The organism is Sphingomonas sp. Leaf257 (genome assembly GCF_001422185.1).
Lineage (GTDB): Bacteria > Pseudomonadota > Alphaproteobacteria > Sphingomonadales > Sphingomonadaceae > Sphingomonas > Sphingomonas yabuuchiae.
On record NZ_LMMH01000003.1, the window covers coordinates 114,229 to 128,552 of the forward strand.

The window sequence follows — 14,324 nt, forward strand, 5'->3', positions numbered from 1 at the left end:
TGCCGCTTGCCGGGCGGCAACGGGTTGCCGCTTTGCCGGATCGGCGGCGGCATCCCCGGCAGGGCGATCGGCAACCTGAACTAGCCTGAGCGAACAAGAGCCCGGTTTTCCGGGCTTTTTTATTGCCCTCCGCCGATTCCTGTCGCGCCCCTGACGGCACCGTCAGGAATTGGCACGCCCCTTGCTGTGTATGGCCCGAACAAGGGCTTTTTACCGCAGCATGACCGTCCAACCCGTCTCCCACGCCAGAATCCAATCGGCCATCGCGCTGGCATCCAGCCGCACGGGCGTCGATTTCGGCTATCTGCTCGGCCAGGCGAAGCTGGAGTCCGGCCTGAACGCCAATGCCCGCGCGGGCACCTCCTCCGCCTCGGGGCTCTATCAGTTCGTCGAGCAGAGCTGGCTGGCGGTTGTGAAGAAGCACGGCGCGGAGCATGGCCTGGGCTGGGCCGCCGATGCGATCGGCCAGTCGGGCGGACGCTATTATGTCTCCGGCGGCGCGCGCTCGGCGGTGATGGGGCTGCGCAACGATCCGACCGCCGCCTCGCTGATGGCCGCCGAACATGCCTCGGACAACAAGTCCGCGCTGGAATCGACGCTGGGCCGCGATGCCAACGGCACCGACCTGTACATGGCGCATTTCCTGGGGCTGGGCGGTGCGACCAAGTTCCTGGGCACCATGGCCAGCAACCCGCAGGCCAGCGGCGCCTCGCTGTTCCCCGCCGCCGCGCGCGCCAACCGTTCGGTCTTCTACGCCTCGAACGGCCAGCCGCGCTCGCTCTCGGACATTTACGACCGCTTCTCCGCCAAGCTGGCCGGCACCAAGGCCGACAGCGACGAGACGCGCGCCGCCAATCTGCAATTCGCGGCCCAGGCGCTCGCGCTCCAGGGCATGAACGGCGATGCGACCGTCGTCACCGGCAACAACGAAAGCGCCGCCGATGCGATCGCCTGGGCCAACAGCACCATGAACCAGCTGGGGATGCGCGGAAACGCCACGACCGGCGACAGCGTGCTGCGGCCCAAGCCCGATCATGCGCGCCTCGCCTACATGATGCTCGCACGGATGGGTGGCTAAGCGATGGGCAAGCTCTTCTCTAGCGGCCGCACCATGGCCCTGCCCGCCGCGATCCTGCTGCTGGTGCTGGTCATGGTCGTGCCGATCCCCCCGGCGCTGCTCGACATCTTCTTCGTCGCCAACATCGCGATCAGCCTGGCCGTGCTGATGGTCGCGCTGAACGCCGAAAAGCCGCTCGACTTCTCGGCCTTCCCGACCGTCCTCCTGTTCGCCACCCTGTTCCGCCTGGGCCTCAACGTCGCCTCGACCCGCATCGTGCTGGTCCATGGCCATGAGGGCGAGAGCGCGGCGGGTCACGTCATCGAGGCGTTCGGCACCTTCCTGATCGGCGGCGACTATGTCGTCGGTCTCTTCGTCTTCGCGATCCTGATGATCATCAACCTGATCGTCGTGACCAAGGGCGCGGGCCGCGTGTCGGAAGTGTCCGCGCGTTTCACCCTGGACGCCCTGCCCGGCAAGCAGATGGCGATCGACGCCGACCTGAACGCCGGTCTCATCACGCCGGACCAGGCCAAGGCGCGCCGCGTCGAGGTGTCGACCGAGGCCGATTTCTACGGCTCGATGGACGGTTCGTCCAAGTTCGTGAAGGGCGACGCGGTCGCCGCCATGCTGATCCTGGCGGCCAACGTCATCGGCGGCCTGATCCTGGGTCCGGTCAGCCATGGCATGGGCATCGCCGACGCGGCCAAGACCTATATCCTGCTCGCCATCGGCGACGCGCTGGTCGCGCAGCTCCCCTCGCTGATGCTGTCGATCGCCGCCGCCGCCATCGTGACGCGCGTGTCGTCGGACAGGGATCTGGCGGGCCAGATCGGGTCGCAGTTCGGCGCGTCCAAGACCTGGATCCCGGTCGCCGCGATCCTGGGTCTGCTGGGCGTCCTGCCGGGCATGCCGCATCTGGTGCTGCTGCCCGCCGCCGGGATCGCCGGGTTCACCGCCTGGAAACTGCGCCAGATCGAGAAGCGCCCGGTCATCGCCCCCGCCGCCCCCGCGCCCGAGCCGGTCGACCCCTCGCGCATCGGCTGGGACGAAGTGATCGACGGCATGCAGGTGCATATCGACATCGGTTACGGCCTGGTGCCGCTGGTCGACGAGCGTCGCGGTGCGCCGTTGATGGCCCGCATCACCGGCGTCCGTCGCCAGTTGTCCAAGGACCTGGGCTTCGTCGTGCCGCAGGCGCGCGTGCGCGACGACATCAACCTGGCGCCCTATAGCTATCGCATCATCATCAACGGCGTCGTCGCCGCCGAGGATCAGGTCTCGCCCGACGAGATGCTGGCGCTCGACACCGGCCAGGCCTTTGGCGAACTGAGCGGCAAGCCGGTCAAGGACCCGACCTTCGGCCTGCCCGCCACCTGGATCCTGAAGGGCGACGCCGATGCCGCCACCGGCATGGGCTACCTGGTGGTCGATCCGGGCACCGTCATGGCGACGCACCTGAACCACATCCTGTCCTCGAACGCCGCCGAGCTGCTCGGCCCCGACGAGGTCCAGTCGCTGCTCGACGGCCTGAAGGAGCGCGCCGCGCAACTCGCCGCCTCGCTCAGCCCGAACCCGCTGCCGCTCACCACCCTGACCCAGGTTCTCAAGGGCCTTCTTTCGGAGAACATCACCTTGAAGGAGTTCCGCCGCATCGCCAGCGCGATCGCCGTGGCGGCCCAGAAGACGCTCGACGCCGAAGAGATCGTCGAGCTGATCCGGCCGCAGCTGGGCGCGCTCATCATCCAGAAGCTGTGCGGGATGCGTGAGCCGCTGCGCGTCATGACGCTGGACGGCCAGCTCGAAGGGCTGCTGGGCCAGGCCATGCGCGCCGATACCGGGCGCCGCCATGTGATCGAACCCGATCTGGGCCGCCGCATCACCGAGGCGCTGACCCAGGCCGCCCAGCCGCTGATCGCCGAGGCCAAGCCCTTTGCGCTGGTCGTGCAGCCGGGCGTGCGCATCGCGATGCGCAAGCTGGTCCGCACCTGCCTGCCCGACACGCCCGTCCTCTCCTTCTTCGAAGTGCCCGAGGACAAGGCGGTCGAAGTCGTCGCCGTCATCGGCTCTCCCCATCATCACCAGCAACAGGCGTTGGCCGCATGAGCGCACATCCCCTGAGCGGCGCGTTCATGGACGCGCAGACCTTCAACCCGGCGAATTTCGATCCCGCGCTGGCCAATCCCACGGTCGCCGACCAGCCGCTGACCTATCGTCCCGCGCCGCGTCGCGCCGGGATGCCCGGCGGCGATGCGAATGCGGTCATCCGCCAGCATCTGCCGCTGGTCCGGCGCATCGCGTGGCATGTGCATGGGTCCATGTCGAGCATGATCGAGGTCGAGGATCTGGTGCAGGTCGGCCTGGTCGCGCTGGTCGAGGCCGCCGCCTCGTTCGAGGAGCGCGGCGTCGAGTTCGGCCATTATCTGAAGTCGCGGCTGCGCGGCGCGATGATCGACGAGCTTCGGCGTCAGGCGACGACGACGCGCGGCGCGATGCGTCGCCGCCGCCAGTATCACGAGGCGGTCAACACGCTGTCGCAGACCGAGGGCCAGGCCCCGGCCGACGAGGCGGTCGCCGAAAAGCTGGGCATCACGGTCGAACGGCTGCGCGCCGACTATAAGACCGCCGAGGCCGTTCGCATGGAAGCGATCGACGATGTCTATGCGGACGACCTGCCCTGGTTCGCCGACGACACGCCCGACGCCTTCGAGCAGCTGGCCGAAAGCGACCTGCGCGACGCGCTGATCGCCGCCATCTCCGCGCTCCCCGAGCGCGAGGCGATGGTGATCCAGCTTTATTATGTCGAGGAACTCAACCTGGAGGAAATCGGCCAGGTGCTGGGCGTCGGCGCCGCACGCGTCTGCCAGATCAAGAGCGCGGCGCATGCCCGCCTGAAAAAGGCCCTCGCCAGCCAGCGGTAAATCATTCCTCCCCTGCAAGGGGAGGAATGGGCGCCCATTCCCGACAGACTCCACATATACTAAGCGCGTCCCCGATGACCGGGGACGCCGATGCTCGCACGCCATGAACGCCATCTGATCGCCCGCTATCTGTGGCCGGGTGCGGGTGGGCGGCTGGTCCTTCTGGTGGCGGCGATCGGCTGCACCGGCGTCATGATCGGGGTCGCCGCGCTGGTGCTGGTCATCGCGGTGATGAACGGCGCGCAGACCAGGCTGGCCGACAGCGTCGCGCCGGTCGACGGGCATCTCAGCGTCACCCTGCCCGCCGACGCCCGACCGACCGAGGCGCAGGTCGCCGCTATGATCGCCCGCATCCCGGGCGTCATCCGCACCGAGCCGATCCGCGAGATCACCGCCGGTCTGTCGATCGACGGCCGGATCACGCCCATCACATTGCAGGGCCGCGATCCACGCACACTCTATAGACTTGTGCCGACGATGCGCTCGGCGCTGGCGCATAGTCCCGATCCCGCAAATGCGGTGGCGATCGGTCAGACTGCCGCGCTGCAACTGGGCCTGTTCCCCGGCGACCGGATCGCGATCGGCCGGGTCCTGCTCGGCCCCGACCGCACCCTGTCGCTCGACCTGACCCCGGCGCGGGTCGCGGCCTTTTATCCCGACGACGACAAGGGCGGCGATCGGGTGACGGTCTATGCCCCGCTCGATTCGCTGCCCCTCCTTCAGGACGACTCGGCCGTCACCCGCCGCGTCGCGGTGGTGTTGGCCGACGCCGCGCAAGAAGCGGCCGTGACGGCGGCGATTCGACGGCGGCTGGGTCCGGCCTATCCGATCATCAGCTGGCAACAGGCAAATCGCGCGCTGCTTGCCGCCCTCGTCACCGAAAAGATCGGCATGACGATCGCGGTCGGGCTGGTCACCCTGGTCGCGCTGTTCAACATCCTGTCGTCGATGACCCTGCTCGCACGGGCCAAGCGGCGCGAGATCGCGATCCTGCGCACCATGGGCGTGACGGCGCGCAGCATCATGCGGATCTTCGCCACCGTGGGCAGCATCATCGCATTGATCGGGGCGGGCATCGGCCTGTCGCTGGCCGCCGCCCTGTTGACCCAGCGGGCTGCGATCGTCGCGGCCGTCCGCCATCTGTCACCTGCGCGGCAGGCCGAATGGGACGTGTTCCTGTCGCTGCCGATCGGGATTTCGGCGCGCGAGCTGGCGGTGATCGCGTCGAGCGTGCTGGCGGGTGCGGTGCTGGCCAGCCTCTATCCCGCCTGGCGCGCGGGGCGGACCTCGCCTGCCCTGGTGCTGCGCGCGGATTGAGTCGATACGAGTAAACCCCGGCGGCATCGCTGCCGCCGGGGTTTGTCCTGCAAACCGGTCCGTGAGGATCTCTCGGCCGGTCGGCCCCGTCACCCGAGTGGGGGCGCGGTGCCGGGGCGCTCAGGATTCGGGAATTACTGTCCGAGCAGCTTGAGCACGCCCTGCTGCGACTGGTTGGCCTGGCTCAGCATCGCGGTCGAGGCCTGGCTCAGAATCTGAGCCTTGGCGAGCGCAGTGGTTTCGGCCGAGAAATCGGTGTCCTCGATGCGGCTGCGCGCGTCCGTCAGGTTGGTGACGTTCGAGGTCAGGTTGTTGACCGCCGACTGGAGCCGGTTCTGCGTGGCACCCAGGCCTGCGCGGATATTGGCGACCTTGCCGATGGCCGAGTCGAAATTCTCGAGCGTCGCCGTATCCTTGACCGAGCTGCTCGTCGGCGGGCTGACATTCGGGTCGCCCAGGACCATGACGTTGGTCATTTCGGTCGCCGCCGTCAGGTCGCTGAAATTCATGGTGATGGCATCGCTGGTGTTCGCACCCGCCTGAATCTGGACCGCGCCCGAATTGCCAGCCTGGCCGTTCAGCAGCTTCTGCCCGTTGAACTGGGTGTTGCGAAGGATCGTCGAAACCTGTGCCGCCAGGGCGTTCTGTTCCGAGGTGATGTTCGCCTTGTCGTTGGTCGAATAGATGCCGTTGGCCTTCTGCACCGCCAGTTCGCGCATCCGCTGGAGCATGTTGCTCACTTCCTGGAGCGCACCTTCGGCGGTCTGCGCCATCGAGATGCCGTCGTTGGAATTGCGGATGGCTTGGTTCATGCCGCGCACCTGCGCGGTCATCGACGCGGCGATGGCGAGGCCGGCGGCGTCGTCCTTCGCGGAATTGATACGCTTGCCGGTCGACAGGCGTTCCATTGATACGTTCAGCGCTTCCGATGCGGCGCCGTTGGCGCTCGACGCGCGTAACGCCGAAATATTACTGGCGATAACCGTCATGGTCGTTCTCCAAAGCCGGAGCTCTCCGCCGCCCCCAAGGCGAAGGTCGAGCTGCCAAGACGGGTAACGACCGCCTGGGACCAGACTTTAGAGAAAAGAGTCGTTTGGGCGCGTTTTTTCGGGCGGAGCCCCCCGGCACCCTATTATAAGGTACCGGGGGGTCCACCTTCCGCGACCGAGGGGATAACCGCGGTCGGCATTCGCCCAGGGCGATTAGCCGAGGAGCTTCAGCACGCCCTGCTGCGACTGGTTGGCCTGGCTCAGCATCGCGGTCGACGCCTGGCTCAGGATCTGCGCCTTGGCGAGCGCGGTGGTTTCTTCCGAGAAGTCCGTGTCCTGGATGCGGCTGCGCGCTTCGGACAGATTGGTCATGTTCGAAGTCGCGCTGTTGACCGCCGACTGGAGCCGATTCTGCGTGGCGCCCAGACCTGCGCGAACCTGCGAGACTTGGGCGATCGCCTTATCATAATCGACGAGGCCAGGGTCAGTAGCCGTCCCACCAGATGCCGGGTTCTGCCCCTTCAGAGCGCTCTTCGTCGTATCACTCGCATTGGCGAAATCTACGATGTTCGCCAATGCCGAGCCATTGTCCTGCGTTGGAGGACTAGCAGTCGAATCGCCAGCGGTGAAAGTCGCCGTCATGTCGGTCATCTTGATCGTGACGGTGTCGGACGTGGTCGCGCCAGTCTGAATGGTTACGTCATTGCCGTTGGTAGCCGCAGGCTTCGTGAACAGCGCCTTGTTGTTGAACTTGGTGTTGTTGACCACAGACGCGATTTGCGACGCCAACGTCGCCTGTTCGTTGACGATGTTCGCCTTGTCGGCGGTCGAATAAGTACTGTTCGACGACTGAACCTTCAGTTCGCGCATACGCTGGAGCATGTTACCGACTTCGTTCAGCGCGCCTTCCGCCGTCTGCGCCAGCGAGATGCCGTCATTCGCGTTGCGAATGCCCTGCGCCATGCCCTTGATCTGCGAGGTCATCGACGCCGAAATCGCCAGACCGGCGGCGTCGTCCTTTGCCGAGTTGATGCGCTGGCCGGTCGAGAGGCGCTCCATCGAGGTGCTCAGCGCGAGCGAGGCCGAGGTCGAAGCAGCGGTTGCCCGCATAGCACTGATATTGCTGGCAATAACGGTCATGTGATGTCTCCAAATCTGCCCGGCGATCCGTCTGTGTCCCCTCTGGACCACCGAGCCGCCGAGTGGAGTAACGGCCGCTTTCCGGCAGGCTTTAGCCGGTTCCATGCAAATTTTTGCCGGTGGGCTTGCCGGTTTTGCCGGAACGGTCGCGCGCGCGGCCGGGCGTCGCCCGCACACGTACGGGCGCGCGTCGCGCCCGGAAAAAACTTGCCGTTCGCGTTGCCGAATTAACCACGGTTTTACCAAACAGGGGCCATTGCGGAGTCACGAAAGGACTCCACGCCAGATGTCGTCGATTCACCCCTCCGCTGCGCTCGTTAAGCAGAAATACGCCCTGATTTCCGGGCTGCGGGCCCAGGGCATGGCCATTGCCGAGCAGGGCGCGGCCGCCCAGGCCGGGGACCTGTTCCTCGTCACCGACGGCGACGTGGTCGAGCATCCGGCGCGCACCATCGTCGTGTCCGACGGTCCGGTCCCCGCCATCATCCCGGCAATGGGCGGCCAACCGGCCAGCGTGACCTATTCCGCCGCCGAGTCGGGCGTCGGCAACAGCTTCGTCCGCGCGCTGCTGGCGGGCTCGGCCATGCCGACCGCCGCCGATCCGGAGAGCCTGGCACTGTTCACCTTGGCCGAGCGGGTCGCGCAGGCGGACATCACCGTCCTGATCAACGGCCCGACCGGCACCGGCAAGGAAGTCGTGGCCCGCGCCATCCATGCTCAGTCGGCCCGCGCCAACAAGCCCTTCGTCGCGATCAACTGCGCCGCGCTGCCTGAGTCGATGCTCGAGGCGCTGCTCTTCGGCCACCAGAAGGGCGCGTTCACCGGCGCGGCGCAGGCGGGCGAAGGTTTCTTCCGCGCGGCGGACGGCGGCACGCTGCTGCTCGACGAGATTGCCGAGATGCCGCTCCAGCTCCAGGCCAAGCTGCTCCGCGTGTTGCAGGAGCGCGAGGTGATCCCGCTCGGCGCGTCGATGCCGCAGTCGGTCGACGTCCGCGTCATCGCCTGCGCCAACCGCGACCTGCAGGCCGAAGTGGCCGCCGGCCGGTTCCGCGCCGACTTGTACTACCGCCTGTCGGTCTTCCCGCTGACCACCAAGGCGCTGGCCGAGCGTCGTATGGACATCCCCGCGCTTGCCGCGACGATGATCCTGCGTCACGCTGCGGGCCGCACCGCCATTCCGTGGCCGAGCGCGGCGGCGATCGACAAGCTGGCCATGCACAACTGGCCCGGCAATGTCCGCGAGCTGGAAAACGTCATCCAGCGCGCGCTGCTGTTTGCCGGCGGCGCGACGATCGAGCCCGAGCATATCGTGTTCGACCGTCCGATGGTCGCCAACGACCTGGACGACGAGCCGCTGACCGTGACGACCGCGGAAGCGACGCTCGGCAAGGTCGTACAGATGAGCGAGTTCGCCGCGATCCGCGAAATGCTGGCCGCATGCGGCGGCAACCGGGTCGAGACCGCCAAGCGCCTGGGCATTTCGGAGCGCACCCTGCGCTACCGTCTCGCCAAGGCACGCGAACAGGGCGAGGAGATCATCCGACCCTCTAGCCGGGCCGTGATGGCATGAGCGTCGGTGGTGTCGGCGGTGCGATGAGCGTCGACCGGGTGATGGCGCTTCGTGCGCAGATCCTGGAACGCAATCAGGCACTCAAGGCGGCAAGCCAGGCCGGTGCCAACCAGGCGGCACAGGCCGCCCAGACTCAGCCGGTCGCTTCCCCGACCAGCTTTGCCGATACGCTCGAGTCCGCGCTGAAGGGCGTGAACGAAGGCCAGCAGCAGGCCGCCCGCCTGTCCGAATCCTACGAACGCGGCGAAACGGTCGACATCGCCAAGGTGATGATGGCCCGCCAGCAGGCGTCGGTCGGGTTCGAGGCGACCCTGCAAGTCCGCAACAAACTCCTGTCCGCCTATAAGGACATCATGAGCATGCCGGTGTAAGATGAGCACTGCCCTCACCCCCGCATCCGCCAATCCCGCACCGGCCCTGCCGCCCTTGCCGGAAAAGTTCGCCAACCCGCTTCGCCAGATCAAGTCGGTGATGGCGCAGCCCGCCGTGCGCCGTTCCGCGCCGATGGCGATGCTGATCGGACTGATCGCCGCCGCCGCGCTCGCCTGGATGGCGCTGTCCAGCGCGCCGCAGAAGACGCTGTTCGACAATCTGTCGGACGCGGACAAGCAGGCGGTCACGACCGCGCTGTCGGCCGCGAACATCAAGAGCAAGATCAACGACGGCACCGGCGCGCTGACCGTGAACGAGGAGGATTACTCCAAGGCACGGATGCTGCTGGCGGGCCAGGGTCTGCCCAAGCAGGCGCCCGGCGGCTATGCGATCCTCGACCAGTTGCCGATGGGCGTCAGCCGCGCGGTCGAGGGCGAACGCCTTCGCCAGGCGCGCGAGAGCGAGTTGGCGCGGTCGATCGAGGAGATCGATGCGGTGGCCGAGGCGCGCGTGCACCTCGCCACGCCCGATGCCTCGCCCTTCATCCGCGACAAGTCCTCGCCGTCGGCCTCGGTGGTGCTCAAGCTCAATGCCGGACGCTCGCTGTCGGAATCGCAGGTCCAGTCGATCGTCAATCTCGTCGCCTCGTCGGTGCCGGGCATGAAGCCCGAGGACGTGACCGTGGTCGACCAGATGGGTGGCCTTCTGTCCAAGAAGGGCGCGGACGGCGCGACCGGCGACGATCGCCGCATCGATTTCCAGCGCCGCCTGGAGGAAAAGTACCGCACCCAGCTGATCCAGCTGCTGACCCCGCTGGTCGGTGCGGGCAACTTCACCGCCGAGGTGCAGACCGAGGTCAATCTGGACGAGACCAGCGCGACCCGCGAACGCTATGACAAGGACGGCGCGCTGCGTGCCGAAACCGGCAACTGGACCGGCAATCAGAAGGATCCGACCACCCCCGGCGGCATTCCCGGCGCGCTGTCCAACACGCCGCCGCCCGCCAGCACGCTGCAACAGCCGCAGCCCGCGAACGGCGCGAGCGGCAACCCGCCCGCCGATGGCAAGCCGGTCGCCGGTGGCCCGGGCGTGAACCCGGAAAAGCAGTCGGACGCCTTCCAGCGTGCCTATGACCTGAACAAGGAAGTGTCTGTGACCCGCGCTGCGCCGGGTTCGATCAAGCGGCTGACCGTTGCCGTCCTGCTGCGCGACCCCGCCACCGGCAAGCGCAGCCAGATGGAGATCAACCAGATTTCCGACCTGGTGAAGTCGGCGGTCGGCTTCGACCAGCAGCGCAACGACAATGTGACGGTGATCAGCCGCAAGTTCGCCGACGCCAATGTCGACGACAAGCGCGCCTGGTACGACAATAGCTGGCTGCCCATCGTGGCCCGCAATGCGACCGCGCTCGTGATCGCACTGCTGGTCCTGCTGCTCGGCGTGCGGCCGATGGTGAAGGCCATATCGAAGAAGAAGGACGCGGCCGACGCCGCCAAGGCACTGCCCATGGGTGCGGCCGATGGCGCGGGCGTGGGCAATGTCCTGCTCGGTGCCGATGGCCAGCCGGTGATGGGTCCCGACGGCCAGCCCGTGCGGATCGGTGCCGATGGCCAGCCCATGTGGGTCGGCGCGGACGGCCAGCCCATGGCGGGCATGATCGGCCAGCAGGCGCCTGCCGTGACGCTCGACGAGATCGAAGAGACCAACAATTTCAACGAGCGGATCACCAAGGTGCGTGGCTTCACCCGCGACAATCCGGCGCGCGCCGCGCTCGCCGTCCGTGACATGATCCGTTCGGAGGCGCAGCAGTAATGGCATCGGTCGAAGAGGGGCGCGTCTATTCGGGGGTCGAGCGCGCCGCCGTCCTGATGATGCTGGTCGGCGAGGAAGAAGCCGCCGCCATCCTCCAGAAGCTGGAACCCGATGAAGTGCGCGAGCTGGGCAAGGCGATGTATTCGATCGCCGATGTCAGCGAGCAGGATGTCGGCTTCGTGCTCGACGATTTTGTCGGCTGTGCCCGCGCCCGCGCCTCGATTGCCTTTCAGCCCAAGCCGATCGTCGAGAATGTGATGAACCGCGCGCTCGGCCCCGAGCGCGCGAGCAGCGTCCTGTCGCGCATCGTGCCCGCCGAGGCGCAGTGCGAGATCGAGATGCTCGGCTGGCTCGACCCGATCGACATCGCCAAGATCGTCGAGAAGGAACATCCGCAGATCGGCGCGGTCCTGATCGCCAATTGCGACCCCGCCGTGGCGGGCAAGGTGCTGGAGCTGCTGCCCGAGGTGATGCAGCCCGACATCCTGCACCGTGTCGCCCGGCTGGGTCCGGTGACGCCGCAGGCAATCGACACGCTGAACGGCGTGCTCAAGCGCTGGAGCGAAGGCGGCAGCGGCGGACAGGGCCTGGCCATGGGCGGATCGCGCGAAGCGGCCAAGATCCTGTCGAGCGCGCGCAAGGCAACCGAGCAGCGGGTCATGCCCAAGCTGTTCAAGATCGACCGCGACGTCGCCAAGCAGATCGAGGAAGCGCTGTTCATTTTCGACAACCTGCTCGACATGGACGACAAGAATCTCGGCACCCTCATCCGCAACGTCGATGGCGAAGTCCTCACCCGCGCGCTCAAGGGCGCGGACGAGGCGGCGCGCGAACGTTTCCTGGGCTGCATGTCGGCACGTGCGGCGGCCGGTATCCGCGACGAGATCGAATCGCGCGGTCCGATGAAGCTGTCCGAAGTGCTCGAAGCGCAGAAGTCGATGATCACCACCGCCCGCAACCTCGCCAAGGAAGGCACGATCATGATGGGCGGAGGCGAGGACGATTATGTCTGATTTCGTCGCTGGTTTCTCCGCGCGGCAAAATGCGGCGGCCGCCGCGCTGCAACAGGCGTTCGCACCGCCCGGCGGCTTTGCGCCCTCGGGCATGCCGGGCGTCAACATCGATCTGGGCTCGGGCCCGATCTCGTTCCGGCCGCAGGCACCGACCGGCGGCCTGGGCGCGACCTCGGCCGACAATGTCGCGCCCGGCCAGCCGCGCCATTTCCACCCCGCCAGCCGCGATCACGATCCGACCCAGGGCTGGGACCCCTTTGCCGCCTGCGAGGATGTCGCCGAACCGACGATCGATCCGCTCGCCGCCGCCCATGCATCGGGTCATGCCGAGGGTTATGCCGAGGGGCTGGCCGCCGCCCAGCGTCAGTTCCAGGCGCAGGCCGAGGCCGAGGCGCGCGACGGCCACATGGTCGCTTCCATCGCCGAAGCGCTGTCGGCGCGCATCGATCGCCAGGCCATGGCCGAACAGCTGCGCCAGACCGTGCTGATGCTGGTCGGCAAGCTGGTCGGTGAGATCGGCGTCGATGCCGACCGGCTGACCGGCCGGATCGAGGCGGCGATGGACATGCTGTCCGATGCCAAGGAAGCCGCGATGCTGCGCGTCCATCCCGATGACGTGGCGCTGCTGGCCGAGCGTCTGCCGCAGACCGTGTTCCCCGTCGGCGATCCGAATGTGGAGCGCGGCGGCTTCGTTCTCGAAAGCGCCTCGACCATTGTCGAGGATGGCCCCTCGCTGTGGCTCGACCAGCTCGCCGCCGCGATCGACAAGGTGCCCGTTCCCCAATGCTGAACCGTTTCACGACCGATTATCTGGAAACGCTGTCCCAGGCGGACTTCGCACCGCGCCCGGTCGTGGCGGGGCGGCTGGCCTCCTATGACGGCCTGCTGATGGAAGCGGTCGGGCTGTCGCTGCCGGTCGGCACGGTCTGTGCTATTGGAGAAAGGGGCGGCGAGAAGGACGGGCACTGCGTCGAGGCCGAGGTGATCGGTTTCCGCAACGGCCGCACGCTGATGATGAATCTGGGCGGCCCCGCCCCCCTGCTGCCGCGCGCCCCGGTGCGCCCGCTCGGCCCTCCGGGCGAGGCGGAAGTCGGTGCCGCTATGCTGGGCCGCGTGGTCGACGGGTCGGGCAAGCCGATCGACGGCCTGGGTCCCATTCGCGGTGCCAGCCACTGGCCGCTGGCGGGCAAGATGCAGTCGCCGCTCGACCGGGGCCGCGTGCTGGAGCCTATGGACGTGGGCGTGCGCGCGATCAACGGGCTGCTGACCATCGGTCAGGGCCAGCGTGTCGGCATCATGGCGGGATCGGGCGTCGGCAAGTCCGTGCTGCTGGGCATGATGGTGCGCGCGGCACGCGCCGACGTCATCGTCATCGGCCTGATCGGCGAGCGCAGCCGCGAAGTCGCCGACTTCCTGGAAACCAAGGTCGCAGGAGCGGCGCGCGCCCGCTCGGTCGTGGTCGCGGTGCCCGCCAACCATTCGCCGGTGTTGCGTATCCGGGGCGCCCTGCGCGCCACCGCCATTGCTGAGGCGTTCCGTGCCGAGGGCAAGAAGGTCCTGCTGATCATGGATTCGCTGACCCGTGTGGCGCACGCCGGGCGCGAGATCGGGCTGGCGCTGGGCGAACCCGCCTCGGCCCGTGGCTATCCGCCGTCCGCCATCGCGATGCTGCCCAACCTCATCGAGCGAGCGGGTGCCGATGCGCACGGGACCGGTTCGATCACCGCCATCTACACCGTGCTGGCGGACGGCGACGACGGCAACGATCCGGTCGTCGATTCGGCGCGGTCGATCCTGGACGGGCATATCGTGCTCAACCGCCATCTGGCCGAGCGCGGCGTCTATCCCGCCATCGATATCGGCCCCTCGGTCAGCCGCGTGATGACCGATATCGTCGGCCGCCCGCATGCGCAGGCGGCGCGGACGCTGCGCCGTCATCTGGCGACCTATGAGGAAAATCGCGATCTCGTCCTGATGGGCGCGTACCGCGCGGGCGCGGACCCGGCAATCGATGCCGCCATCGCCTGCCACCCGGCGGTGATGGAATATATCCGGCAGGACGCCGACGAGGTCGTGCCGCTCGACCATGCGGTCGAGGAACTGGTGGGCATTTTCGGCCAGCCGCTCGGCTGA

The 14,324-nt window shown here is 67.5% G+C and carries 12 protein-coding genes; 10 read left to right on the forward strand and 2 right to left on the reverse strand.

Annotated elements, in window-relative coordinates; genetic code table 11:
* The first annotated feature begins 220 nt into the window (after window positions 1-220).
* The 4 genes from ASF14_RS04500 (at window position 221) to ASF14_RS04515 (ending at window position 5,295) form a co-directional block, all read left to right on the forward strand.
* Window positions 221-1,078, forward strand: a complete 858-nt coding sequence (locus tag ASF14_RS04500) for a hypothetical protein (RefSeq protein WP_056432251.1) — start codon at window positions 221-223, stop codon at window positions 1,076-1,078.
* A gap of 3 nt (window positions 1,079-1,081) precedes the next feature.
* Complete coding sequence (flhA, locus tag ASF14_RS04505; protein ID WP_056432254.1) at window positions 1,082-3,163, forward strand: flagellar biosynthesis protein FlhA; 2,082 nt, start codon at window positions 1,082-1,084, stop codon at window positions 3,161-3,163.
* Window positions 3,160-3,978, forward strand: a complete 819-nt coding sequence (locus ASF14_RS04510) for a sigma-70 family RNA polymerase sigma factor (RefSeq protein ID WP_056432257.1) — start codon at window positions 3,160-3,162, stop codon at window positions 3,976-3,978. Before flhA ends, ASF14_RS04510 begins: the two co-directional genes overlap by 4 nt.
* Window positions 3,979-4,068: 90 nt before the next feature.
* Window positions 4,069-5,295 carry an ABC transporter permease gene (locus ASF14_RS04515; RefSeq protein ID WP_056432259.1) on the forward strand — a complete coding sequence of 409 codons (1,227 nt, stop codon included), beginning with the start codon at window positions 4,069-4,071 and terminating at the stop codon, window positions 5,293-5,295.
* 134 nt (window positions 5,296-5,429) lie between these two features.
* Here ASF14_RS04515 and ASF14_RS04520 read toward each other — a convergent pair whose 3' ends face one another.
* Both ASF14_RS04520 and ASF14_RS04525 read right to left on the reverse strand, forming a co-directional pair.
* Window positions 5,430-6,284 carry a flagellin N-terminal helical domain-containing protein gene (locus tag ASF14_RS04520; protein ID WP_056432262.1) on the reverse strand — a complete coding sequence of 285 codons (855 nt, stop codon included), beginning with the start codon at window positions 6,282-6,284 and terminating at the stop codon, window positions 5,430-5,432.
* A gap of 213 nt (window positions 6,285-6,497) precedes the next feature.
* Window positions 6,498-7,424, reverse strand: a complete 927-nt coding sequence (locus tag ASF14_RS04525) for a flagellin N-terminal helical domain-containing protein (RefSeq protein ID WP_056432265.1) — start codon at window positions 7,422-7,424, stop codon at window positions 6,498-6,500.
* Window positions 7,425-7,710: 286 nt separating this feature from the next.
* Here ASF14_RS04525 and ASF14_RS04530 point away from each other — a divergent pair, with 286 nt between their 5' ends.
* Genes ASF14_RS04530 through ASF14_RS04555 form a run of 6 tightly spaced genes read left to right on the forward strand, consistent with a single transcriptional unit; the run spans window position 7,711 to window position 14,324 of the window.
* Window positions 7,711-8,994, forward strand: a complete 1,284-nt coding sequence (locus tag ASF14_RS04530; RefSeq protein ID WP_056432268.1) for a sigma-54 interaction domain-containing protein — start codon at window positions 7,711-7,713, stop codon at window positions 8,992-8,994.
* Window positions 8,991-9,365 carry a flagellar hook-basal body complex protein FliE gene (fliE, locus tag ASF14_RS04535; protein ID WP_056432271.1) on the forward strand — a complete coding sequence of 125 codons (375 nt, stop codon included), beginning with the start codon at window positions 8,991-8,993 and terminating at the stop codon, window positions 9,363-9,365. Before ASF14_RS04530 ends, fliE begins: the two co-directional genes overlap by 4 nt.
* Window position 9,366: 1 nt before the next feature.
* Entirely contained in the window at window positions 9,367-11,178 is a 1,812-nt protein-coding gene (gene fliF / locus ASF14_RS04540) for a flagellar basal-body MS-ring/collar protein FliF (RefSeq protein ID WP_056432274.1), read from the forward strand.
* Window positions 11,178-12,191, forward strand: a complete 1,014-nt coding sequence (fliG, locus tag ASF14_RS04545) for a flagellar motor switch protein FliG (RefSeq protein WP_056432276.1) — start codon at window positions 11,178-11,180, stop codon at window positions 12,189-12,191. Before fliF ends, fliG begins: the two co-directional genes overlap by 1 nt.
* Window positions 12,184-12,981, forward strand: a complete 798-nt coding sequence (locus ASF14_RS04550; protein ID WP_056432279.1) for a FliH/SctL family protein — start codon at window positions 12,184-12,186, stop codon at window positions 12,979-12,981. The genes fliG and ASF14_RS04550 overlap by 8 nt, the downstream gene beginning before the upstream one ends.
* Window positions 12,975-14,324: a FliI/YscN family ATPase gene (locus ASF14_RS04555; RefSeq protein ID WP_056432283.1), complete on the forward strand. Its 1,350-nt coding sequence runs from the start codon at window positions 12,975-12,977 to the stop codon at window positions 14,322-14,324. The genes ASF14_RS04550 and ASF14_RS04555 overlap by 7 nt, the downstream gene beginning before the upstream one ends.